21 protein-coding genes are annotated in these 22,259 nt (G+C 61.8%); 10 read left to right on the top strand and 11 right to left on the bottom strand.

Translation table 11 applies throughout. The features are described from left to right. Positions 1-50 precede the first annotated feature (50 nt). The 6 genes from PspTeo4_RS20690 to zur all read right to left on the bottom strand — a co-directional run bounded on the left by PspTeo4_RS20690 (position 51) and on the right by zur (position 4,889). Positions 51-722, bottom strand: a complete 672-nt coding sequence (locus PspTeo4_RS20690) for a methionine ABC transporter permease (protein ID WP_023378014.1) — start codon at positions 720-722, stop codon at positions 51-53. Further along, positions 722-1,729 (bottom strand): methionine ABC transporter ATP-binding protein, encoded by a 1,008-nt coding sequence (locus PspTeo4_RS20685; protein ID WP_322365804.1) that lies wholly within the window; start codon positions 1,727-1,729, stop codon positions 722-724. The genes PspTeo4_RS20690 and PspTeo4_RS20685 overlap by 1 nt, the downstream gene beginning before the upstream one ends. Before the next feature lie 293 nt (positions 1,730-2,022). Further along, a complete protein-coding gene (locus PspTeo4_RS20680) occupies positions 2,023-2,730 on the bottom strand; it encodes a PA5502 family lipoprotein (RefSeq protein WP_322365803.1) in 708 nt (235 codons plus the stop codon). A 128-nt stretch (positions 2,731-2,858) separates the two neighbouring features. Continuing rightward, a complete protein-coding gene (gene znuB / locus PspTeo4_RS20675) occupies positions 2,859-3,641 on the bottom strand; it encodes a zinc ABC transporter permease subunit ZnuB (RefSeq protein WP_322365802.1) in 783 nt (260 codons plus the stop codon). After that, complete coding sequence (gene znuC, locus PspTeo4_RS20670; RefSeq protein ID WP_322365801.1) at positions 3,634-4,407, bottom strand: zinc ABC transporter ATP-binding protein ZnuC; 774 nt, start codon at positions 4,405-4,407, stop codon at positions 3,634-3,636. Before znuC ends, znuB begins: the two co-directional genes overlap by 8 nt. Continuing rightward, a complete protein-coding gene (gene zur, locus PspTeo4_RS20665; protein WP_322365800.1) occupies positions 4,404-4,889 on the bottom strand; it encodes a zinc uptake transcriptional repressor Zur in 486 nt (161 codons plus the stop codon). The genes znuC and zur overlap by 4 nt, the downstream gene beginning before the upstream one ends. 18 nt (positions 4,890-4,907) lie before the next feature. Here zur and PspTeo4_RS20660 point away from each other — a divergent pair, with 18 nt between their 5' ends. Beyond that, on the top strand, positions 4,908-5,864 hold the full coding sequence (locus PspTeo4_RS20660; protein ID WP_322365799.1) for a zinc ABC transporter substrate-binding protein: 957 nt from the start codon (positions 4,908-4,910) through the stop codon (positions 5,862-5,864). Positions 5,865-5,978: 114 nt separating this feature from the next. Here PspTeo4_RS20660 and PspTeo4_RS20655 read toward each other — a convergent pair whose 3' ends face one another. Together PspTeo4_RS20655 and PspTeo4_RS20650 are read right to left on the bottom strand one after the other, a co-directional pair. Then, the gene (locus tag PspTeo4_RS20655; RefSeq protein WP_322365798.1) at positions 5,979-6,929 is read right to left on the bottom strand and encodes a homoserine kinase; all 951 of its coding nucleotides are present in this window, start codon (positions 6,927-6,929) and stop codon (positions 5,979-5,981) included. Positions 6,930-6,997: 68 nt separating this feature from the next. Further along, a complete protein-coding gene (locus tag PspTeo4_RS20650) occupies positions 6,998-7,285 on the bottom strand; it encodes a DUF2782 domain-containing protein (RefSeq protein ID WP_023378024.1) in 288 nt (95 codons plus the stop codon). Between the two features lie 74 nt (positions 7,286-7,359). Between PspTeo4_RS20650 and polA the strand changes: the two genes are divergently transcribed. After that, positions 7,360-10,107: a DNA polymerase I gene (gene polA / locus PspTeo4_RS20645; RefSeq protein WP_322365797.1), complete on the top strand. Its 2,748-nt coding sequence runs from the start codon at positions 7,360-7,362 to the stop codon at positions 10,105-10,107. Between the two features lie 401 nt (positions 10,108-10,508). Here the strand turns inward: polA and yihA are convergent, their stop codons facing one another. Then, the gene (gene yihA, locus PspTeo4_RS20640; protein WP_322365796.1) at positions 10,509-11,141 is read right to left on the bottom strand and encodes a ribosome biogenesis GTP-binding protein YihA/YsxC; all 633 of its coding nucleotides are present in this window, start codon (positions 11,139-11,141) and stop codon (positions 10,509-10,511) included. Positions 11,142-11,334: 193 nt separating this feature from the next. On the opposite strand from yihA, the gene PspTeo4_RS20635 reads away from it, so the two are divergent. From PspTeo4_RS20635 to PspTeo4_RS20600, 8 genes are all read left to right on the top strand, one after another. Further along, a complete protein-coding gene (locus PspTeo4_RS20635; protein ID WP_322365795.1) occupies positions 11,335-11,637 on the top strand; it encodes a c-type cytochrome in 303 nt (100 codons plus the stop codon). A gap of 31 nt (positions 11,638-11,668) precedes the next feature. Beyond that, positions 11,669-12,286: a c-type cytochrome gene (locus PspTeo4_RS20630; RefSeq protein WP_322365794.1), complete on the top strand. Its 618-nt coding sequence runs from the start codon at positions 11,669-11,671 to the stop codon at positions 12,284-12,286. A 151-nt stretch (positions 12,287-12,437) separates the two neighbouring features. Further along, positions 12,438-13,070: a thiol:disulfide interchange protein DsbA gene (gene dsbA / locus PspTeo4_RS20625; RefSeq protein WP_322365793.1), complete on the top strand. Its 633-nt coding sequence runs from the start codon at positions 12,438-12,440 to the stop codon at positions 13,068-13,070. A gap of 12 nt (positions 13,071-13,082) precedes the next feature. Then, positions 13,083-13,937 (top strand): endonuclease/exonuclease/phosphatase family protein, encoded by an 855-nt coding sequence (locus PspTeo4_RS20620; protein WP_322365792.1) that lies wholly within the window; start codon positions 13,083-13,085, stop codon positions 13,935-13,937. Between the two features lie 96 nt (positions 13,938-14,033). Further along, on the top strand, positions 14,034-16,028 hold the full coding sequence (locus PspTeo4_RS20615) for a diguanylate cyclase (RefSeq protein ID WP_322365791.1): 1,995 nt from the start codon (positions 14,034-14,036) through the stop codon (positions 16,026-16,028). 101 nt (positions 16,029-16,129) lie between these two features. Beyond that, positions 16,130-16,525, top strand: coding sequence for a hypothetical protein (locus PspTeo4_RS20610; protein ID WP_322365790.1), 396 nt, complete (start codon positions 16,130-16,132; stop codon positions 16,523-16,525). A gap of 80 nt (positions 16,526-16,605) precedes the next feature. Continuing rightward, on the top strand, positions 16,606-17,382 hold the full coding sequence (locus PspTeo4_RS20605; protein WP_322365789.1) for an N-acetylmuramoyl-L-alanine amidase: 777 nt from the start codon (positions 16,606-16,608) through the stop codon (positions 17,380-17,382). 92 nt (positions 17,383-17,474) lie between these two features. Next, positions 17,475-19,091, top strand: a complete 1,617-nt coding sequence (locus PspTeo4_RS20600; RefSeq protein WP_322365788.1) for an EAL domain-containing protein — start codon at positions 17,475-17,477, stop codon at positions 19,089-19,091. A 25-nt stretch (positions 19,092-19,116) separates the two neighbouring features. On the opposite strand, the gene PspTeo4_RS20595 is transcribed toward PspTeo4_RS20600, so the two are convergent. Beyond that, positions 19,117-20,895, bottom strand: coding sequence for a KinB sensor domain-containing domain (locus tag PspTeo4_RS20595; RefSeq protein WP_322365787.1), 1,779 nt, complete (start codon positions 20,893-20,895; stop codon positions 19,117-19,119). Further along, entirely contained in the window at positions 20,892-22,238 is a 1,347-nt protein-coding gene (gene algB, locus PspTeo4_RS20590; protein WP_322365786.1) for a sigma-54-dependent response regulator transcription factor AlgB, read from the bottom strand. Before algB ends, PspTeo4_RS20595 begins: the two co-directional genes overlap by 4 nt. Positions 22,239-22,259: the final 21 nt, after the last annotated feature.

Raw genomic sequence — 22,259 nt, 5'->3', positions numbered from 1 at the left:
GAGGGCCGCGACGGCCCCCGAACGGGTCGGCCAGGCCGACCCCATTGGGGTTATTTACGGGAAAAATGCACGACCAGTTTGTCGCCCACGCTTTGCAGGACTTGAACCAGAATCAGCAGAAGCACCACGGTGACGATCATCACGTCGGTCTGGAAACGCTGGTAACCGAAGCGGATCGCCAGGTCGCCGAGGCCGCCCGCACCGACCACACCCGCCATGGCGGTGTAGGACACCAGGGTGATGGCGGTGACGGTAATGGCCGCGAAGATGCCCGGCCGGGCCTCTGGCAGCAGTGCGTTGGTGATGATCTGGCGGGTGGTGGCGCCCATCGACTGGGTGGCTTCGATGATGCCACGGTCCACTTCGCGAAGGGCCGTTTCGACCAAACGTGCGAAGAACGGCGTGCAACCTACCACCAACGGCGGAATGGCGCCCGCGACGCCCAGCGAGGTGCCGGTAATCATCACGGTGACCGGAATCATCACGATCAGCAAAATGATGAAGGGCAGCGAACGCAATACGTTGACGACGAATGACAGCAGCGCGTAAACGCCCTTCTGCTCAAACATCTGCCGCGGTCCGCAGAGGAACAGCAGCACGCCCAGCGGCAGGCCCAGCAGCACGGTGAAGAACAACGAACCGAACAGCATGATCATGGTGTCGACGGTGGCCAGCCAGATTTCGGCCCAGTCGACGTTGGCGAAGAAATTGAGCGCGTCCATCAACGCAGTACCTCCATATGTACGTCAGCTGCCTTGAAGCGGTCGAATGCCGCTTCCATGTCGCCGCCGGTGACGGCCAGGGTCAGCTGCCCATAGGGGACATCCTTGATGCGGTCGATGCGCCCGGCGAGGATGCTGTAGTCGACACCGGTCTCACGGGCCACGGTGCCCAGCAGCGGTGCGTAAGTCGCATCGCCCTGGAACGTCAGGCGCACGATGCGGCCTGGCACGTGGGCGAAGTCGTCGCGCTGCTCGCCCTCGTCGACTTGCTCGTCTTCCTGCACGAAACGCTTGGTGGTCGGGTGCTGCGGGTGCAGGAACACGTCGGCCACCGAACCCTGCTCGACGATCTGCCCGGCATCCATGACCGCAACGCGGTCGCAGACCCGGCGGATCACGTCCATTTCATGGGTGATCAGCACGATGGTCAGTTTCAGCTCGCGGTTGATCTCGGCCAGCAGTTGCAGCACCGAGGCCGTGGTCTGCGGGTCGAGGGCACTGGTGGCCTCGTCGCACAGCAGGATCTTCGGGTTGGTGGACAAGGCGCGGGCGATACCGACGCGCTGCTTCTGGCCGCCCGACAGCTGTGCCGGGTACTTCTTGGCGTGGTCCTGCAGGCCAACGCGGGCCAGCAGTTCAGTGACACGCTTGTCGATTTCGCTGCGCGACAGCTCGCCGGCCAAGGTCAGCGGTAGCGCCACGTTGTCGGCCACCGTCTTGGACGCCAGCAGGTTGAAGTGCTGGAAGATCATTCCGACCTGCTGACGGAAGCCGCGCAGCTGGCTGGCATTGAAGGCGGTGACATCTTCGCCGTCGACAATGATCTTGCCGCCCGAGGGTTCCTCGAGGCGGTTGATCAGGCGCAGCATGGTGCTCTTGCCCGCACCGGAATGGCCGATCAGGCCGAATACCTGGCCGTTTTCGATGGTCAGGCTGGTCGGGTTGAGAGCGGGGATTTCCCTACCGGCTACGCGGTAGGTTTTATGCACATTTTGGAACTCGATCACGTAGCGAACCTTGTGGGGCGCATGGAATTTGGGTCGGCGGTTGGCCGTGGGTCGCGCATTTTAGCCTTTTCCCATAGTTGTTCTTAGCATTTATTTCGTAACGGACCAATCCAGCGGGCATATGGCGACAACTGGTAATGGCGATTACGTGGGGGGGCAATTCAGGGTGGGGCAGCAGTTGATGCTGTTTTGACAGGCCAGGCTTCTTCGCGGGTAAACCCGCTCCCACAGAAAGACCCGCTGAGTTCAGGTTCAGCGCAGCACCTGTGGCAGCGGGTTTACCCGCGAAGAGATCACTGCTGATGCGGAATCAATACCACCTGGGCCGGTAGTGAGCGCTGAATCTCATGCTTCTGGTTCAGCTTGAAACCGTTGTCGAGCTTGCGCACACGCTTCTCCAGCAACGTTTTCAACCAAGGCGCGTCTTCTGTCCGTGGTACCTGAAACACCACGTCGCAGTCATAACTCACCACATCGGCGGCGATATCGTCGAGCTGACGGCGCATGGCGCGGCTGTCAGTGGTCTTGAGCGCCACTACGGTGCTGGGCGCCGTGGGGTCGATTACCTTGGCCTTGGGCTTGGCTTCCGCTGCCTTCAGGGCCGCCTCGGCTTTTTCCAGCTCAGCCTTGCGGGCCTGGGCAACAGCATCGCCCCCCGTGACGGCCGGGGCTTGCGGCATCAGCGCACGGGCGCGGGCCAGCGCAGTGGCCGCGGCGTTCACATCGCCTTTTTGCAGCACGATCTGGCTGCGCTGCAGGTACGCCTCGGCCAGCTGGCGCTGGTACTGTTCCAGGCGCTCATCGTTCGGTGACTGGGCCTGCAGGGCTGCAAGCTGGTCTTCGGCGGTGGCCAGCTCATTGCTGGCGATACTTTGCTGCAACTGCTGCCAGGCATCGGCTTGGGCAGGTGCACCGGTCTGTTCGACTGGCGCGCTGGAGCAGGCAGCCAGGAACAGCGAAAACACGGCAACAAGCAGATAACGGGAGGCGAACGGCTTCATTCCTGCGACTCTCTAATTTGCGCAAAAAGCGAGCAAGTCTACACCCAGGGGCGTACGCTCGAAAACAGGTCTTACAGACCCTTTACCCGTGAAAAGGTTGCAGGGTGTGCCTTTGCACACCCCGGTTTTCAGCGCTTGGGCAACGCCAGGCTCAGCAAGAATAGCACTGCAGCGCAGACCACGATCGACGGGCCGGCCGGAGTGTCCTTGAACCATGACAAGGCCAGGCCGCCACACACGGCCAAGACACCTAGCAAGCTAGCGCCCAGGGCCATCTGCTCGGGGGAGCGGGCGTGACGCTGTGCCGCGGCGGCGGGAATGATCAGCAGCGAGGTGATCAGCAATACGCCGACGATCTTCATGGCTACGGCGATGACCACGGCAATCAGCAGCATAAGTGCCATGCGCAGGCCCGCGACAGGCAGGCCTTCGACCATGGCCAGCTCTTCGTGCACGGTGACCGCCAGCAATGGGCGCCAGAGGAAGGCGAGTAGCAGCAGGACCAGCGCACTGCCCCCGAGAATCCAGCCCAGGTCGGTGGTGCTGATGGCCAGCAGATCACCAAACAGGTAGGCCATCAGATCGACGCGCACGTCGTGCATGAAACTGAGAGCCACCAGGCCCAGCGACAAGGTGCTGGGGGCCAGGATGCCAAGCAGGGTGTCGGAGGCCAGCGGCTGGCGCTGTTGCAAGGTCACCAGCAGGATTGCCAGCAGTAGGCAGCCCGCAGTGACCGCAAGCGCTGGGCTGACATCCAGGGCGAAGCCCAGCGCCACACCGAGCAGGGCCGCGTGGGACAACGTGTCGCCAAAGTAGGCCATGCGCCGCCAGACCACGAACGAACCCAGCGGGCCTGCTACCAGTGCCAGTGAAAGACCCGCAAGCAGGGCATACAGAAGAAAATCAGCCATGCTTGCAGTGCTCTCCGTGAACATGGGTGCCAGGGGCGATCACCGAGCCATGCAGGTCGTGGCTGTGATCGTGGTGGTGATGGTAGACCGCAAGGCTTGGCGCGTTCAGGCCGAACAACTCGACGAACGCCGGGTCGTTGCTGACCTGTTCGGGGTGGCCGGAGCAGCAGACATGGCGGTTCAGGCAGACCACCTGGTCGGTGGCGCTCATCACCAGGTGCAGGTCGTGCGACACCATCAGTACGCCACAGCCGTGGCGGTCACGCAGGCGGGTGATCAGGTTGTAAAGCTCGGTCTGTCCAACCACGTCGACGCCCTGTACCGGCTCGTCCAGCACCAGCAGCTCAGGCTCGCGCAGCAGCGCACGGGCCAGCAGCACACGCTGCATCTCGCCCCCGGAAATGGTCTGGATCGGGCTGTCGATGACCTGTTCGGCACCCACTTCCTGCAGGGCTGACAAGGCCGCCGCACGGTCGACACCTGGCACCAGGCGCAGGAAACGCAGCACCGAAAGCGGCAGCGTGGCATCCACCTGGATTTTCTGCGGCATGTAGCCAATGCGCAGACGCGGCTTGCGCCATACCGTGCCGCGGTGCGGTTTCAGCAGCCCAAGCACGGCACGCACCAGCGTGGTCTTGCCGGCACCGTTGGGGCCGATCAGGGTGACGATCTGTCCAGGGGAAACCGACAGGTCAATGCTGTCGAGCACGGCCTCGCCACCGAAAGTGACGCCGACCTGCTCAAGGCGGATCAGTGCATCACTCATGCCGCGCTCCGGCAGTTGCCACACAGGCCGACAATTTCAACGGTTTGGGTTTCGACACTGAAACCCACATGGTTGGCGCTGTCGATGATGGCGTTGCTGATGCTGTCCTGCTCAAGCTCGATGGCGACGTGGCATTCGCGGCAGATCAGGAACTGGCCTTGGTGCGCATGCTCCGGGTGGCTGCAGCCGATGAAGGCGTTGAGCGATGCGATGCGATGCACCAGGCCGTTTTCCAGCAGGAAGTCCAGGGCGCGATACACCGTTGGTGGAGCGGCGCGGCGGCCATCCTGTTCGCTGAGCACGGCAAGGATGTCGTAGGCACCCAGCGGCTTGTGGCTCTGCCAGACCAGCTCCAGCACACGGCGGCGCAGAGCGGTCAGGCGCAGGCCCTGACGCGTGCACAGGGCATCGGCCTCGGCCAGTGCGCTATGCACGCAATGGGAGTGATCGTGGGGACGGTGAGCCAGCGGCGTAATGGACATGGGCAGCGACGGTTCTGGATGGAGACGTTATTATGTTACCTGTTTCTGACGAGTCGAGTATTCATCGTGTCCCGATTCCTTGTGCTTTTTGTCGCTTTCATCGCCTGTTCGGCGCAAGCCGACGTGCGTGTGCTCACCAGCATCAAACCCCTGCAACAGATTGCCGCCGCCGTTCAGGACGGCGTAGGCAGCCCTGATGTACTGCTGCCACCGGGTGCTTCGCCGCACCACTATGCCTTGCGCCCTTCCGATGTGCGTCGGGTGGGGGATGCCGACCTGCTGTACTGGATCGGGCCGGACATGGAGAACTTCCTGCCACGCGTGCTCGGCAGCCGTGGCAAGCCCACGGTGGCCGTGCAGTCGCTGCCGGGCATGAGCCTGCGTCACTTCGGTGAGGACAGCCATTCCCATGAGGAAGAGGACCACGACGACCATGACCATGATCATCGCCCGGGTAGCCTGGACGCGCACCTGTGGCTGTCATCGGTCAATGCCCGGGTGATTGCGACGAAGATGGCTGCGGACCTGGTGGCGGTCGACCCGGCCAATGCCACCCGTTACCAGAGCAACCTGAAAGCATTCAACGAACGCCTTGACGCTCTGGATGCACGTATCAAAGCTCGTGTGGCAGGCATCGCCGACAGGCCCTACTTCGTGTTCCACGAAGCCTTCGACTACTTCGAGGCCGCCTATGGGCTCAAGCACACCGGTGTGTTCAGCGTCGCTTCCGAAGTGCAGCCGGGGGCGCAGCACGTGGCCGCCATGCGCAAGCGCTTGCAGGAAGTTGGCAAGACCTGCGTGTTCAGCGAGCCACCGCTGCGGCCGCGGTTGGCCGAGACCCTGACGGCGGGGTTGCCGGTGCGGCTGGCCGAGCTGGATGCCCTGGGGGGCACCGACCCGGTGGATGCCAAGGGCTATGAGCGCTTGCTGGAGAAGCTGGGTGGCGACTTGGCGGGGTGCCTGGAGCAGCTTTGAAGCTGTGGCCGCTTTGCGGCCATCGCAGGCTGGCGCCAGCTCCCACCTGAGGCACCGCAGTAATCCGTGGGAGCTGGCGCCAGCCTGCGATGGGCTGCAAAGCAGCCCCTGGCTTTAAAGCGCGAACGGCAGGTGCAACGCCACCTGCTGGCGCTGCGCCAGGCGCACCTCGAACTCGCTCGGGTCATGGATCATCACGTCCATCCCGGCGAACGACTCGGCCGCAATCAGCCGCGACAGCCAGAAACGCACGCAGCCAACTCGCAACATCTCTGGCCACAGCTCGGCCTCCGCCGCAGTGAACGGCCGCAACGCCGCATAGGCCGCCAACAGCGCCTGGGCACGCGGCACATCGATCGCGCCCTGCTCATCCAGGCACCAGTCGTTCACGGTGATAGCAATGTCATACAGCATCGGCCCCGAGCAGGCGTTGTAGAAGTCGATCACACCGGTCAGGTGAGTGCCTTCGAACATCACGTTGTCGCGGAACAGGTCGGCATGCAGGTTGGCCCGGGGCAAGGCCAGGATCTGCGCCTTGTGCGCGGTGATCTCGTCCAGCGCGGGCTGCAGCAGCGCCGCCTGTTCGGCGGTCAGGCGAGGCATTAGCTCGGCACCCGATTGCAGCATCCAGTCCAGGCCACGGTCGGTGCGGCGCTCGATGACGCGCTCGCGAGTGGCCAGGTGAATGTGCGCCAGCAACTCGCCCACTTGGGCACAGTGCTGGTTGTTCGGCGCCTTGATGTGCTTGCCCGACAGCCGAGGCTGCAGCAGTGCCGGCTTACCGCACAGCTCGCGCAGGGCGTTACCGTCGCGATCACGCAGTGCATAGGGCACTGGCATATCGGCTTCGTGCAGTACATCGAGCAGCTCGATGAAGAACGGCATGTCCTCGACCGGGCCCCGTTCGACCAATGTCAGGACGAACTCCCCCTGTTCGAGGCTGACGAAGAAGTTGCTGTTCTCGGTGCCGGCGGCAATGCCCTGGAAGTCGAGCAGACGGCCCAGCTCGTACGGCGCCAGAAAGTTTTCCAGCTCAGGCCGGGTCACGGGGGTGAAGACTGACATGATGAAGAGATGCCCATGCGGGCACTTCCGCCGGAAGTGCCAGGTTGATGTGAACGGTGCGCGTCAGATTACCACTCGAAGATCTTCCAGGACGGAATCAGCATGTCCGGCTGGTCGGAACGAATGAAATTGCCTTCGGAGCCGTCGGCGCGTACCAGAAAATAAGGTTTGCCGTTCTTCGGCGTGACCTTGATCGCATACAGGAAGCCGTTTTGCCGATATTCCTGGATGGTTTTATCGCCTTCCGTGCGAATGGTCACATCGGGATCTGCCGATGGGGCGTCGTCCGCCGCCAGGGTGACGACCGGCGTGGTTGCCAACAGGCCGAGCAGTAACAGGCGAATGGGTGTACGCATGATAACCTTGTCCCTTTGTCGTCATTGATCTGGCTATTCTAGCGCCGGACCCGCCGAAAAGGTTGATTCTCCTCATGAGCCAAGCGCCCCTCGTCCTGGTGGACGGTTCCTCCTATCTCTACCGCGCCTTTCACGCACTGCCGCCGCTGACCACGTCCAAGGGCATGCCGACCGGTGCGGTCAAGGGTGTGCTGAACATGCTCAAGAGCCTGCGCAAGCAATATCCCGACAGCCTGTTCGCCGTGGTGTTCGACGCCAAGGGCGGCACGTTCCGCGATGCGATGTTCGCCGAATACAAGGCCAACCGGCCGAGCATGCCCGACGATCTGCGGGTGCAGGTCGAGCCGCTGCACGCCAGTGTGAGGGCCCTGGGCTATCCGCTGCTGTGCGTCGAAGGCGTCGAGGCCGACGACGTGATCGGCACCCTGGCCCGCAGCAGTGCCGCCGCTGGTCGGCCGGTCATCATTTCGACCGGCGACAAGGACATGGCGCAGCTGGTGGACGGGCACGTTACCTTGGTGAACACCATGACCGGTAGCGTGCTGGATGTGGCTGGCGTGCACGAGAAATTTGGTGTCGGCCCTGAACACATCATCGACTTCCTCGCCCTGATGGGCGACAAGGTCGACAACATCCCGGGCGTCCCGGGTGTCGGTGAAAAGACCGCGGTCGGCCTGTTGACCGGTATCGGCGGAGGTCTGAGCGACCTGTACGCCAACCTCGACAAAGTCCCGGCCCTGGCCATCCGTGGTGCCAAGACCCTGCCGGCCAAGCTTGAAGAGCACCGCGATGCCGCATTCCTGTCGTACGAACTGGCGACCATCAAGGTGGACGTGCCGCTGGATGTCGAGGTCGATGACCTGGTCTGTGGCGAGCCTGACCGCGAGGCGCTGATAGCGCTGTACACCGAAATGGAGTTCAAGAGCTGGATTGCCGAAGTGCAGCGCGGTGCCGCCAAGGCCGGTGAAGCGCTGGAGCCGGTCGAAGCACCGGCGGCCAAGGTCGAGCCGAAATATGAAACCGTCCTCGACCAAGCCCGTTTCGAGGCCTGGCTGGAGAAGCTGCGCCAGGCGCCACTGTTCGCCTTCGACACTGAAACCACTGGCCTGGACGCTCAGCAAGCGCAATTGGTCGGTCTGTCGTTCGCAGTCGAACCCCATGAGGCGGCCTATGTGCCGCTGGCTCATGACTACGAAGGCGCACCCGTGCAGCTGGAGCGCGACGCAGTGCTGCAGGCGCTCAAGCCATTGCTGGAAGACCCGGCGAAGGCCAAGGTCGGTCAGAACGCCAAGTACGACATCAATATTCTCGCCAATTGCGAGCAGGCCATTCAGATGCGTGGCGTCGCCTACGACACCATGCTCGAGTCCTACGTGCTGGACTCTACCGCCACCCGTCACGACATGGACAGCCTGGCGCAGAAGTACCTCGACCACACCACCATTACCTTCGAACAGATCGCGGGCAAAGGTGCCAAGCAGCTGACCTTCAACCAGATTCCCCTGGACAAGGCCGGCCCTTACGCCGCCGAGGACGCCGACATCACCCTGCGTCTGCACCATGCGCTGCAGGCTCGTCTGGCCAAGACGCCAAGCGTGCAGCCGGTGCTGATGGACATCGAGATGCCGCTGGTGCCGGTGTTGGCGAAGATCGAACGCCAGGGTGCGTTGGTCGATGCCGCACTGCTCAAGGTCCAAAGCGGTGAGCTGGGTGTGAAAATGGCCGAGCTGGAGCGCCGCGCGTTCGAGCTGGCTGGTGAGGAGTTCAACCTGGGTTCGCCCAAGCAGCTGGGCGCCATTCTGTACGACAAGCTGGGCATGCCAGTGCTGAGCAAGACCGCCAAGGGGCAGCCGTCCACCGCTGAAGCCGTGCTCGACGAGTTGGCCGAGCAAGGTTACCCGCTGCCGGAAGTGCTGATGCAGTACCGCACCCTGAGCAAGCTCAAAAGTACCTACACCGACAAGTTGCCGGGGCAGATCAACCCGCGCACCGGGCGAATCCACACCTCTTACCAGCAGGCCGTGGCCGCCACTGGGCGCCTGTCGTCCAGCGACCCGAACCTGCAGAACATTCCGATCCGCACTGCCGAAGGCCGGCGCATTCGCCAGGCTTTCATCGCCAGCCCAGGCTACAAACTGCTGGCGGCGGACTATTCGCAGATCGAGCTGCGCATCATGGCCCACCTGGCCAAGGACGAAGGCCTGCTGCATGCCTTCCGCAACAACCTCGATGTGCACCGCGCTACCGCTGCCGAGGTGTTCGGCGTGGCACTCGAGGCGGTCACCACTGACCAGCGTCGCAGCGCCAAGGCCATCAACTTCGGGCTGATCTACGGCATGAGCGCTTTCGGCCTGGCCAAGCAAATCGGCGTTGACCGCAAGCAGTCGCAGGACTACATCGATCGCTACTTCGCCCGCTACCCGGGTGTCCTGGCGTACATGGAGCGCACTCGCGCCCAGGCCGCCGAGCAAGGCTTTGTCGAAACCCTGTTCGGACGCCGCCTGTACCTGCCAGACATCAACGCCAAGAACCCTGCACTGCGCAAGGGCGCCGAGCGTACGGCGATCAACGCGCCGATGCAGGGCACTGCAGCCGACATCATCAAGCGCGCGATGGTGAATGTGGATAACTGGCTGACCCAGAGTGGGCTGGACGCCCGGGTGATCCTGCAGGTTCACGACGAATTGGTGCTCGAGGTGAAAGAGGACCTGGTCGAGCAGGTGAAAGATGAAATTCGCACGCAGATGAGCAGCGCCGCGCAGCTGGATGTGCCGCTGCTGGTCGAGGCAGGTGTTGGTTCGAATTGGGACGAAGCTCACTGATTGAGCCGGGAAAGCTGTGTAGGATCGGCGATGTGGTGTCGCGGATCCGAGCATGGCTCAGGCCATTGGTTCTGAAGTTTCATGAAACTATCGCAAATAGTTTTGAGGGCTTCGGAACTAAATCGGTGAACCGGAACTCAGAGTAACTGAATGGCTGGTGAAGCCTTTCGATGCTCCTATGTTGTGTTAAGTGTTGGCAGATACCCGGACCCCGCCCTAGCGGTCCGGACTTGAACCCCAGACTTCCCCCTCCCCATATGAAGTCCGGGGTTTTTTTTGCCCGGAATTTGACCAAAAGGTAGGCAAAGCCCCTGTGGGAGCGGGTTCACCCGCGAATGCGGCGGTAGACCCGGCATCGCATTAGGGGGTGAACCTGCTCCCACAGGGTGGGTGTACTAGCTTCAGACAGCAGGCTTGTCTTCCAGCTCCATCCAGTCCGCCAGTACGCGGTAGGCATCTTCAACCCCCAGGCGCTTGGGGGCCGAGAACAGCTGGATGGTCACGCCGTCGCCCCAGCCCTTGCGAATTTCCGACTGCACCTTGAGCAAGGTGTTCTTGCCAGCCCCGTGGGTCAGCTTGTCGGCCTTGGTCAGCAAAATGTGCATCGGCATGCTGCTGGCCTTGGCCCAGTCGAGCATCATCTTGTCGAAGTCGGTCATCGGGTGACGCACGTCCATCATCAGGATGACCCCGCGCAGGCACTCACGGCTGCCCAGGTAGGCTTCCAGGTGGCGCTGCCAGTGCTGCTTGAGCGGGATAGGGACTTTTGCATATCCGTAACCCGGCAGGTCGACCAAACGCCGTTCATCGTCCAGACTGAAGAAATTCAACAGCTGGGTGCGCCCTGGAGTCTTCGAGGTACGCGCCAGGCTGGCATGAGTCAGGGTGTTGAGGGCGCTGGATTTGCCGGCGTTGGAACGGCCGGCGAAAGCCACCTCGTAACCCTGGTCGTCCGGGCATTGTTCGACCTTGGCAGCGCTGAGGGCGAATTTGGCTTTCTGGCAGAGGCCGAGGATGGGGTTCTTGACTTGCATGGGATATCCGATGTGGGTGTTGCCAAGGCCGAGCCCGGCAAGCGGTGTCGTTTCCGTTTGGATGGCGGAAGTATATAATGCCCCAGTTTTTGTGTGCTCATTCTCCCAGCGAAGGAGACGGAGCATGGGGTGTCGAACAATAGCTCGCGCATCAGAACGCAGCGCGGCCCCCAACCCTGTCAGGTCGTTCCGCATGGCGAAATGGCTGCTTGCTGTCGGTATGTTCCTACCATTTTTCAGCGCACAGGCTACACAGGATCCCGAGGCGTTGTACAACCGCACGTGTGCGGCCTGTCACGCCGGCCAGTTGCCACAGGCACCCAAGCGGGGTGACCGGGCAGCCTGGGAGCCAAGGCTGGCGCAAGGTGTGGGCACACTGGTGGCGCATGTTACTCAGGGTTTCAAGGCTATGCCGCCGCGTGGATTGTGCATGGACTGCAGTGCCGAGGACTACCGTTTGGTCATCCTTTGGATGAGTGGCAGTCCCGATACATAACATTTCACCCTTAGCCGTGTTGGATTAGCTGATGAACAAACTAGTCGTGAGTCTGCTGTTGACCATGGGTGTCGCAGGTGCGGCCACTGCTGCGGAACCCATCAAAGGCGATGCCGCCGCCGGCCAGGCCAAGACGGCCGTTTGTGGTGCCTGCCACAACCCCGACGGCAACAGTCTGGCGCCGAACTTCCCGAAACTGGCTGGCCAGGGCCAGCGCTACCTCGAAAAACAATTGCATGACATCAAGTCCGGTAAGCGTACGGTGCTGGAAATGACGGGCATGCTCACCAACTTCAGTGATCAGGATCTGGCCGATATCGCTGCCTACTTCTCCAGTCAGAAGGGCAGCGTGGGGGCGGCCGATCCCAAACTGGTCGAGCGGGGGCGTGCCCTGTTCAATGGTGGTGACCTGGAGAAAGGCATGCCGGCTTGCACCGGCTGCCACTCGCCCAATGGCGCTGGCATCGCCCTCGCCGGCTTCCCGCACCTGGGTGGCCAGCATTCGCAGTACGTGACCAAGCAGCTCACGGACTTCCGCGAAGGCAACCGCACCAACGATGGCGATGCCATGACCATGCGCTCGATTGCCGGCAAGCTCAGCAACAAGGACATCGAAGCCTTGGCCAGCTACATCCAGGGTCTGCATTAACATTCGGTTAATGCTGTACGGCAAAGATGAAAGGGCGGCCGGACCGCCCTTTTTTCGGTCCGCTGCCGTTACACTACAGAACTCGGGCCCTTCCCGACCTGTCTGAATTCAGGTCGCGTCGAGGCGACCAATGACTGCTCAGGAGTAAAGCATGCGTAAACTGATTCTCAGCGCTGCGCTGGTCGCCGCCAGCGTATTCGGTATGACTGCCGTTCAGGCCGCGGAACCTGTGGCTGGCAAGGAATATATCGAGCTGAGCAACCCTGTTCCGGTATCCGTGCCTGGCAAGATCGAAGTGGTCGAGCTGTTCTGGTATGGCTGCCCACACTGCTACCACTTCGAGCCGACCATCAACCCATGGGTAGACAAGCTGCCCAAGGACGTCAATTTCAAACGCGTTCCCGCGATGTTCGGCGGCCCGTGGGATGCCCACGGCCAGATGTTCCTGACCCTCGAAGCCATGGGCGTGGAGCACAAGGTGCACGCCGCCGTGTTCGATGCCATCCAGAACCAGCGCAAGCGTCTGACCGACCCTAACGACATGGCCGACTTCCTTGCCACCCAAGGCGTCGACAAGGACAAGTTCCTGGCCACCTTCAACTCCTTCGCCATCAAAGGCCAGGTCAATCAGGCCAAAGAGCTGGCGAAGAAGTACGAAATCACCGGCGTACCGAGCATGGTGGTCAACGGCAAGTATCGCTTCGACCTGGGTACCGCAGGCGGTCCGGAAGGCGTGCTGAACGTCGCCGACCAGCTGATCGCCAAGGAACGCGCCGCTAAGTAAGCGGCGAACCCCATGCCCCGCTTCAGATCCACGCGTGGCATTGGCCTGCATCAGCCGCAGGTCAACGAACATCACCTGCAGGCCCCTGGCCTGCCCGAGGATGGTCGCCTGCGGCTGCTGAGTTTCAACATTCAGGTCGGCATCAGCACCGAGCGTTATCGGCACTACGTGACCCGCAGTTGGCAGCACCTGCTGCCGCACACCGGGCGTGCCGGCAACCTGCAAAAAATTGGCGAGCTGCTCAACGACTTTGACCTGGTGGCCTTGCAGGAGGCCGATGGCGGCAGCCTGCGGTCAGGTTTCGTCAATCAGGTCGAGCACTTGGCGCAACTGGGTGCCTTCCCCTATTGGTACCAGCAACTCAATCGCAACCTCGGGCGTTTCGCCCAGCACAGCAATGGTGTGCTCAGCCGCCTCAAGCCGCAGCTGCTGGAAGACCATCCACTTCCCGGCCCGGCTGGTCGTGGTGCAATTCTGGTGCGTTTCGGCGAGGGCGCGGACGCGCTGATCGTGGTGATGATGCACCTGGCCCTAGGTGCCAAGACCCGTGCCCGGCAGCTGGCCTACATTCGCGAGCTGATCGGCGGCTATCGTCACCAGGTGTTGATGGGCGACATGAACACCCACGCCACCGACCTGCTCGACCACTCGCCCCTGCGCGATCTGGGCCTGATCGCCCCGCAGGCCGAGGCCACCTTCCCCAGCTGGCGCCCGCAACGCTGCCTGGACCATATCCTGCTCAGCCCGAGCCTGACCCTTGAGCGGGTCGAGGTGCTGGCGCAGCCGATTTCCGACCACCTTCCGGTTGCTGTCGAGATCCGATTGCCTGAAGCATTGACTGTGGATACGCTGCCGGTCTTGAGGTAGATCAGCAGATGTGTTTCGAGCCCTCAAGTGTTCGAAGCGCTCGCCGAAAGCGTGTAATCACAGCTCATAGATGCATCACTTGTTGCGGATCCAGGCATGACCATCGACGCCGAGCGCTGGAAAGAAAAATACCTTAAAAGCATCGAACAACAGGAAAAACTCGAGCGCCGTTGGAATGCTCGTCTTGACCTGCTGCGTCGAGGCCTGGTGCGTAGCACCCTGGCTGCCGAAGGCAGTGACAAGGTGGTCGACCAGTGCATGAAGGAAATGCGCGAGGTCATTCGCAGCGACAACATGGATGCTGGCCTCGCCGGCCTGATCCCGCGTCTTGAGAAGGCGGTGCTGGACTCCGAACAGCGCCGTGAAACCCGGATGAACCAGGTCAGCGATGCACTGACGTCGCTGGTCAGCCAGTTGCAGACGCTGCCTTTGCCGGGCGATGTCTCCCGACCGTTGAAAAAACTGGCGAAGAAGCTCGACGGTGGCGTCAGTCAGTCCCGGGATCTGCCACCTTTGCTGGGTGAGCTCAGTGGACTGCAAGGGCTCGCACTGTCTGCGCTGGGCAAACCCGAGGAAGAAGCCCGGCCAGGATTCCTGCAGCGCTTGTTCGGTAACCGCGATGTTGAACAACCGGGCGAGCAGGCACCGGCCCCTGCTGGCCAGGTTGCTGTCAGTACGCCCGAAGCGCATCCCTTGACTGAAGAGGTGCCAGCAGCCTCGTTGCCCGTCGAAGTGGATGCGCAAGCCTCCGATGTGGATGAACTGCAGCCCCTTCCCGTGGCGCAGGTACAACCTGCCGAGCCCATGGAGGGCGAGGAGCCCCAGACGCCGCAAGCCGTGGCAGAGTCGCAGCCGACCGTACTCTCCGAACCCGCCCTGGTCGAGAACGAAAGCCAGGAACCGCCAGCGGACCCACCCGCTTCGGCAGAGCTGGTGTCTGAGGGCGATTCAGGCGATGAACCCGTACAGGTCGAAGCGCCTGCGCAGGCTGAGGAAGTCGCTGGCGAAGATGGCCCCTATGCCCTGCCTGACGCTGTCGAACCACCATATAGCCAGGTCGCCGCACATATCGAGCAGACCCTGATCGGGCTGCTCGACGACCTGAGCCTGCCCGAGCGCCACAAGGCACAAGCCCTGGAAATGCGCGAGCGAGTGGCCCGCGGCTTGAATTGGTACGAGCTGATTCCGGTCCTCGACGACCTGGCGGTGCTCATGCTGGCAATCACCGACAGCGGCCAGCACGAATTCGAGGCTTACCTGCAACAGCTCAACGAGCGCCTGGAGAATTTCCAGAGCCACCTGCAGGAGGCCAGTGCCGGACACGCCGACAACAGCACCGCAGCCCGTGAGCTGGACAGCCAACTGCGTGAACAGGTCGATGGCCTGCAAAGCAGCGTACAAGGTGCGGCGGACCTGGACAGCCTCAAGCACATCCTGGAAAACCGTCTGGAGGGGTTGTCGGTCACCATCGACGATCATCAACGTGAGCGTGACCGCCGCGAACAGGAACTGGCAGGCCGCCTGCAGGGCCTGGCCGAACGCGTGGCAAACATGGAGCAGGAAGCCCTCGGCTATCGCGAGCACCTGGAGGAACAAAGGCAGAAGGCGCTGATCGACCCGCTTACCGGCTTGCCCAACCGCGCTGCCTGGGCCGAGCGGGTGGAGCGAGAGGTACTGGACTGGCAGGAGAGCGGCGGGCATCTGCTGATGGCCATCCTTGACCTGGACCACTTCAAACGTATCAACGACGGCTACGGACATCTGGCGGGCGACAAGGTGTTGAAGATCGTGGCCGGCCAGCTGCGCAAACGCCTGCGTGGCCAAGACTTCATTGCCCGCTTTGGGGGTGAGGAGTTTGTCCTGCTGTTGCCACAGACCTCACCGGCTGCGGGGCAACAAGTCGCCGAAGCACTGCGTGCGGCCATCGAGGCGTGCCCGTTCCATTTCAAGGGCGAGCGCGTGGTAATCACCGCTTCCATCGGTTTGAGTGCTTTCCGCTCGGGCGAGCGTGCTGACCAGGTGCTCAAACGTGCCGACGATGCGCTGTACAGGGCGAAGGATCTGGGGCGCAATCGAGTCGAGATAGCATAAATAAGTACCACATTCGCAGGGTTTCTGAATCGAGACTGTATGCCGGCGTGCGCACTTGCGCGCATGCCTTTACAGAACGATGCCTCAGATGGAGCCAAGCGATGAAAGCATCCCGTGCGATAGCTGTATTGATGATAGGTCTGGCGTGCCAGGCCTCTGCCATAGCCAAAGAGCAATTCTGGACCGCGCATGTTGGTGCCGATGGCAAAGTACTGCGGCAATGGCCGAAGTGGATTGAAAGGGTTGAGCATCAGGCTAAAGACAACTACTTCGCCCAGTACTCATTGTTCTTCAACAAACGTATCGTCCACCAGGACCCTGGTTTCTGCTCGGTGTCGCCGATCGATACCAGCAGCGAAAACAGACTTGTTCATGGGTATGCCAAAGTCATTGGCAAGCCTGTGGTCGAAAAGGCGACAGTCATGACTCAACTGTTGGACGTCAAAGGCCCCAGTGGTGACAACTCGATGGAGTTTCTGGTGATGTGCACACGTTGAAGCACTCTCACCCCAATCGTTGGAAGAGAGCACGTTATACTGTAGCCACGATGTAGACTCTTCAGACGTGCTTTCTTCCGATGAAAACCTTAATCACCGTTTTCCTGCTGTTGATCCTGACGGGCTGTTCTACCGGCCTGCGAATCGACCGCAGTCATGTTTCCGCCAACCAGGACGAACGAATCCAGTTCGTGGTTCTGCATTACACCAACGCGTCCCTCGAACGTTCGCTCGCGTTGCTGACCCATGGTGAGGTCAGCAGTCATTACCTGATCGGCGATGGTCCGGCAACGGTCTACCAGCTGGTGGACGAGAGCCGTCGAGCCTGGCATGCAGGCGATAGCCAATGGCAGGGGCGGACCTGGCTCAACTCCAGCTCCATCGGCATCGAAATCGTCAACCCTGGTTTCACCGATACGCCCAATGGTCGTGTCTGGCACCCTTACAGCGAGGCACAGATTCAATCGCTGATCGCCCTGCTCAAGGACATCGTCAAACGCAACCATATCGAGCCGCGCCACATTATTGGCCACAGTGATATCGCACCATTACGCAAACTGGACCCGGGGCCATTGTTCCCGTGGAAGCGCCTGGCCGATGCAGGCATTGGTATCTGGCCAGACGCCACGGCCGTGGCCCGTCAGCAAGCGTATTTCAGCGCAAATCCCCCCTCGATCGGCTGGTATCAGCAGGAGTTGGCGCGTTTTGGCTACGCAATCGAGCAGTCAGGCGAGCTGGATGTCGCTACCCGCCATGTCATCGCAGCCTTCCAGATGCGCTTCCGTCCAGCGCGTTTCGATGGCACACCAGACGCTCAAACGGCAGCTATTCTGCAAGTGCTCAACCGCATGCGTTGAGCGAGTGGCGCTAGACGCCTCAATCACCGCTCAACGGGCAGGCTGACTGCCAAACCAGTTGCTATACCTTGGTAATCAACTGGATGCTAGCGATGTCAGCCTTGCTAACTGTATTGCGCCAAATTTTTTACCGTCCCTGGATGCTGGCCACCTTGGCAGCTTTGGCCAGTGGCGCGGTGCTGCTGACCGCCAGCTTCGGCATTGCCTTGCAGCAGATGAAGCAAAGTGAAAGTGCGCAAATGAATGCGCAGGGCGACCGTTTTCTTGAACGGCTTGAGCAGGTGTTCGGCCAGTTGCGAGAAGGGGTCGACGCGCTGCAGGCGCAGCCTTTGCGTGGTTGTGATGCGGCCATGCTGCAAGCCTTGCAAGCTGTTGGCCTCGGTTCACGCTTCATTTATGAGGCGGCCTACATCGACGGCAACATTGCCTGCTCCAACCGGGGTGGCGAACGGCTCATCGAAGCGTTGCGGGCGCCAGATATTCGCGGCCCAACTTATAGCTACTGGTTGAACACTACCACCGAACCCGACGAAAACCTGGCGGCATTGATGCTGGGACGCGGCAAGTTCGTGGTTTCCACATCCCGTGGGCATCTGACCGACGTGGTCGATCTGCCACCAGGCGGGAGTTTGCTGGTGGTTCTGGACAATGGCTCTCGGGCCATTCCGGTGCTGGGCCCGCCGCAAGTCTGGCCGCCTGCAGCGGCCTGGCCTTCCAGCGAGAACACGCTGCTTGAACTGAGCGACCGCCTTATCTACCGCATGCCGACCAAGTCGCCGGACTACCAGTTGGTGCTGATTGCGCCACGGGCCAGCCTGCCGTTGAAAATGAACGGCATGCTCTGGTTGCTGATTCCAGGCAGCCTGCTGGCGGCCTGCTGCATCGGCTGGCTGGTGCTGCAACTGGTGCAGCAGCGGCGTTCGATGAGTTCCGAGCTGCAGAATGCACTGCGGCGGGGTGAACTCCAGGTGCTCTACCAGCCGATTTTCGAACTCGACAGCCGCCGCTGCGTTGGGGCCGAGGCGCTGGTGCGCTGGCGCCGCCCGGACGGGACGCTGACCAGCCCGGACCTGTTCATCCCGCTTGCCGAGAACACCGGGCAAATACGTCAGATCACCGATTTCGTCCTGCAGCGTGTGCTCGAGCAGCTTGGGCAGCTGCTGCGCTCGCACCGCAACCTGTACATCTCGGTGAATCTTGCGGCATGCGATGTGATGGTGCCCCGTATCGGTAGAGTCGCTGCACGGTTACTGGCCTTGCATCGGGTGTCGGCCAGCCAGATCGCCTTCGAGGTCACCGAGCGTGGGCTGATCGACGTGGTGGTGGCCCGCGACAACCTGCAGGCATTGCGCGCTTCCGGCCATCAGGTATTGATCGACGATTTCGGCACGGGGTATTGCAGCCTGGCCTATCTGCAGACCCTGCCTGTGGACTGCCTGAAGATCGACAAGGCGTTCATCGATGCTTTGGGGCACGATGCCGCCAGCAGCGGTGTGGCACCGCACATCATTCGAATGGCTCATGACCTGCACCTGCGGGTGATTGCCGAAGGTATCGAATGTGAGGACCAGGCCGAGTTGCTCAATAGCGAAGGGGTCAACTATGGCCAGGGTTGGTTATTTGCCCATCCACTCAATGCACGGCAGTTCGCCGAGCTGGTGACCCGAGGGAGGCAAATTGAAGCTCGGCGGGTCGACGACGAGCTGTGAAGGGTGAAGCGACAACCCCTGCACTTCAGACTGGCAATGCCATGTAGAACTGGGTGCCTTGCCCGGGTCGGGAAAACACCCCCATACGCCCACCATGCAGTTGCACGATTTCCTTGCACAACGCCAGCCCCAGTCCCGCCCCACCCTTTTTGCGGCCCACCTGCACGAAAGGTTCGAAAATTCGCCCTTGTTGCCCATAGGCGATACCTTCGCCATTGTCCTCGACACTGACGATCACTCGCTCCGCATGCCGTCGTGCGTGCAGGCGTATCCGGCCGCCGTTGGGAGTATGGCGAATGGCATTGTGCAGCAGATTGTCCAGAACCCGGTCGAGCTGGGCGACATCGGCCTGAATGCGCGGCAGTGGCGGCTCGAGGGCGTTGACCAGCTCGATCTGCTTTTGCGTGGCCTGCTCGGCGAAGCGTGCCTGGGCGCGCTCGAGCAGTGAGTCGATGGGGCAAGGCGCCAGTTCAAGCTTTTGCAGTCCGCTCTGGTAACGCGAGAAATTGAGCAGGTCGTTGATCAGCTGGGTCAGGCGCTGCATTTCTTCGCTGATGGTCTCGATCAGGTCGTGTTCGCGTGCATCAGGGGGGAACGTCAGACGCTCGCGCAGCAAGCCGAATGCCATGTGCATGCCGGTGATCGGAGTGCGCAGTTCATGGGAGGCACGCAGCACGAACTCGCTGCGCACACGTTCGAAGGCGCGTTGTTCGGTTACATCGTGCAGCACCATGACCGCGCCCAGAATCGGCCCCTGCGGGTGGCTCACTGGAGTCAGGCTGTAGGTCAGGAGCCTGGATTCTTCGTCGACCTCGATTTGCAGGTCGTCAGGTGGCCGGTCCAGGTTGCCGCCGCGCAGTACTTGGCGCAGCTGTTGTTCCAACTCTGGGCGCTGCAGCGCTTCGGCGAGGTTGCTGCCAACGCGGCTGTCATTCCACCCGAGCTGACGTTGTGCCACTGGGTTGAGGTGCTCGAGATGGCCTTGGCGGTCGATGATCAGTAAACCGTCGTCAATGCTGTCGAGCACGGCCTGAAGACGTTGCTGGCCGGCCAGCAGCTCATCGACGTTGGTTTCCTGATGTTTACGCAAAGCATCGGCCATCAGCCCGAAGCGGCGGGTCAGCTGGCTCAGCTCGGCCGCCTGGGTGACCGGCAGGGTAACGTTGAAGTTGCCTTGGCCCAGCTGGTCCGCCGCCTGGGCCAAGGCCTCGATCGGTTGGCCCAGGCGCTGGGCAATCTTGTGTGCGGTGACGAACCCCAACACCAGCACGACCAGTCCGATCAGGCCTAGCAGGCCGCTGACCAGCAGGGCGTGGTTACGCGTCTGTGCCTCACTTCGGGAGATGAGCTCCAGTGCCTGCTTGTGGGCATCGATCAGGTCGGCGCGCACTTGGCTGAACGCGGCGCCCAGTGGCTGGTCCGCAGCCATGCTCCGCGCTGGGGCAGGGCTTTCTCGGTACGCCTGGAGGAAGCTTTGGTAGTGGCTGCTGGCTTTGCTGAAACCGGTCCGCTCGCCGCCTTGCTCCAGGCCCTGATTGAGCAGGGTCTGGAAGTTGTTCTGGAGTGCTTGCAGGTTTTCGGGTGCGGTGCCCTCATCGAGAATAAGGGTCAGCTGTTCGCCCAGGTTCTGCCGCAGCTTCAAGCCCAACTCCAGGGCATGGGTGGTTTCGCGCACCAGTTGCTGTTGCACCGTGGCCATCTGCAGCATGCTGACCAGGCCTAGTGTCAGGCCAAGCAGGGCGACAATGACGAGTGTCGAAATGCTGAGGAAAAGCCGCGTGCGCAGCTTCATCGGCCATTTCATAGGTTGTACTGCTTGCGCTTGCGATAGAGCGTCGAGGCGTCGATACCCAAGGTCTTGGCGGCTTGGTCCAGCGTATCGCTGGTGGCCAGCACCGCGCCGATGTGGGCGCGCTCCAGTTCGTCCAGGCTGAGGGCGGCACCGATCCGGGGCGTGTTGCCGGTAGGCTGCTCGCCCATGCCCAGATGGCTCATTTCGACCCACTCCTGCGGGCAGATGATGCTAGCGCGCTCAACGACATTGCGTAACTCGCGGATGTTGCCTGGCCAACGGTAATTGAGCAGGGCACTGCGGGCTTCTTCGCTGAATCCGCGGGCCGGGCGCGAGTACTCCTTCACGAAGCGAGCCAGGAAGCGCTCGGCTAAGGTCAGAATATCCTCGCTGCGTTCGCGCAAGGGCGGCAAGTGCAAGGTAATGACATTGAGGCGGTACAGCAGGTCTTCCCGAAAGCGGCTCTCGCGCACCATCTCTTCAAGGTTGAGGTTGGTGGCCGCAAGGATGCGTACATCGGCTCGTCGGGTCACCGGGTCACCTACCCGCTCGTACTCCTTGTCCTGGATGAAGCGCAGCAGCTTGGGTTGCAATGTCAGGGGGAAATCGCCGATCTCGTCGAGAAAGAGGGTGCCACCGTCGGCCTGGTTGACTCGCCCCAAGGTACTTTCGCTAGCCCCGGTGAAGGCACCGCGGGTGTGCCCGAACAGTTCGCTCTCCATCAGTTCGGCATTGAGTGAAGGGCAGTTGATGGTGACGCAGGCCTTGCGCGAGCGCTTGCTCCAACCATGGATGGCGCGGGCAAGTTCGCCCTTGCCGGTGCCCGATTCACCCAGAATGAGAATGTTGGCGTCGGTGGTGGCGACCTGGCGTGCGGTTTCCAGCACCGCCATCATGGCAGGACAGTGCGAGTCCAAGCCGTCCTTGGGTTTGCGAACCTCGCCTTCCAAGGCTTCCAGTCGCGCCGACAGCTGGCGCACTTCCAGTTGCTTGGCGGTGGCCAGGCGCAGCTGGTCAGGGCTGCACGGTTTGACCAGGTAGTCGGCCGCACCTGCTTGAATGGCATCCACTGCGGTATCGATGGCCGAGTGGGCGGTAACGATCACCACGCGCATCCAGGGGGCCTGGATGCGCATTTGGGCCAGCACATCGAGGCCGTTGTCATCGCCAAGACGCAAATCCAGGAAGCACAGGTCGAATACTTGCCGCTGCAGCAACGCCTCGGCTTGAGCTGCGCTGTTGGCAGTGGCCACGCTGTAGCCTTCGTCCTCAAGGCAATAGCGGAAGGTGCGCAGGATAGCGGACTCATCATCCACCAACAGAATGCGGCCTTGGTTGTCCTGGGCTGGCTCCATTTCCTGCGCTCCTTTGGGTAG

Origin of the sequence: Pseudomonas sp. Teo4 (genome assembly GCF_034387475.1) — a bacterium.
Classification (GTDB): Bacteria; Pseudomonadota; Gammaproteobacteria; order Pseudomonadales; family Pseudomonadaceae; genus Aquipseudomonas.
This window is presented reverse-complemented; position numbering and strand designations above follow the sequence as displayed.

Coding starts and splice junctions, on each gene's coding strand:
- PspTeo4_RS20650 (WP_023378024.1), bottom strand. CDS start 7,285: ATGCGTACACCCATTCGCCTGTTACTGCTCGGCCTGTTGGCAACCACG.
- zur (WP_322365800.1), bottom strand. CDS start 4,889: ATGTCCATTACGCCGCTGGCTCACCGTCCCCACGATCACTCCCATTGC.
- PspTeo4_RS20660 (WP_322365799.1), top strand. CDS start 4,908: ATGGAGACGTTATTATGTTACCTGTTTCTGACGAGTCGAGTATTCATC.
- PspTeo4_RS20655 (WP_322365798.1), bottom strand. CDS start 6,929: ATGTCAGTCTTCACCCCCGTGACCCGGCCTGAGCTGGAAAACTTTCTG.
- PspTeo4_RS20690 (WP_023378014.1), bottom strand. CDS start 722: ATGGACGCGCTCAATTTCTTCGCCAACGTCGACTGGGCCGAAATCTGG.
- PspTeo4_RS20635 (WP_322365795.1), top strand. CDS start 11,335: ATGGCGAAATGGCTGCTTGCTGTCGGTATGTTCCTACCATTTTTCAGC.
- PspTeo4_RS20615 (WP_322365791.1), top strand. CDS start 14,034: ATGACCATCGACGCCGAGCGCTGGAAAGAAAAATACCTTAAAAGCATC.
- PspTeo4_RS20595 (WP_322365787.1), bottom strand. CDS start 20,895: ATGAAATGGCCGATGAAGCTGCGCACGCGGCTTTTCCTCAGCATTTCG.
- yihA (WP_322365796.1), bottom strand. CDS start 11,141: ATGCAAGTCAAGAACCCCATCCTCGGCCTCTGCCAGAAAGCCAAATTC.
- algB (WP_322365786.1), bottom strand. CDS start 22,238: ATGGAGCCAGCCCAGGACAACCAAGGCCGCATTCTGTTGGTGGATGAT.
- PspTeo4_RS20630 (WP_322365794.1), top strand. CDS start 11,669: ATGAACAAACTAGTCGTGAGTCTGCTGTTGACCATGGGTGTCGCAGGT.
- dsbA (WP_322365793.1), top strand. CDS start 12,438: ATGCGTAAACTGATTCTCAGCGCTGCGCTGGTCGCCGCCAGCGTATTC.
- znuC (WP_322365801.1), bottom strand. CDS start 4,407: ATGAGTGATGCACTGATCCGCCTTGAGCAGGTCGGCGTCACTTTCGGT.
- PspTeo4_RS20680 (WP_322365803.1), bottom strand. CDS start 2,730: ATGAAGCCGTTCGCCTCCCGTTATCTGCTTGTTGCCGTGTTTTCGCTG.
- polA (WP_322365797.1), top strand. CDS start 7,360: ATGAGCCAAGCGCCCCTCGTCCTGGTGGACGGTTCCTCCTATCTCTAC.
- PspTeo4_RS20600 (WP_322365788.1), top strand. CDS start 17,475: ATGTCAGCCTTGCTAACTGTATTGCGCCAAATTTTTTACCGTCCCTGG.
- znuB (WP_322365802.1), bottom strand. CDS start 3,641: ATGGCTGATTTTCTTCTGTATGCCCTGCTTGCGGGTCTTTCACTGGCA.
- PspTeo4_RS20620 (WP_322365792.1), top strand. CDS start 13,083: ATGCCCCGCTTCAGATCCACGCGTGGCATTGGCCTGCATCAGCCGCAG.
- PspTeo4_RS20605 (WP_322365789.1), top strand. CDS start 16,606: ATGAAAACCTTAATCACCGTTTTCCTGCTGTTGATCCTGACGGGCTGT.
- PspTeo4_RS20610 (WP_322365790.1), top strand. CDS start 16,130: ATGAAAGCATCCCGTGCGATAGCTGTATTGATGATAGGTCTGGCGTGC.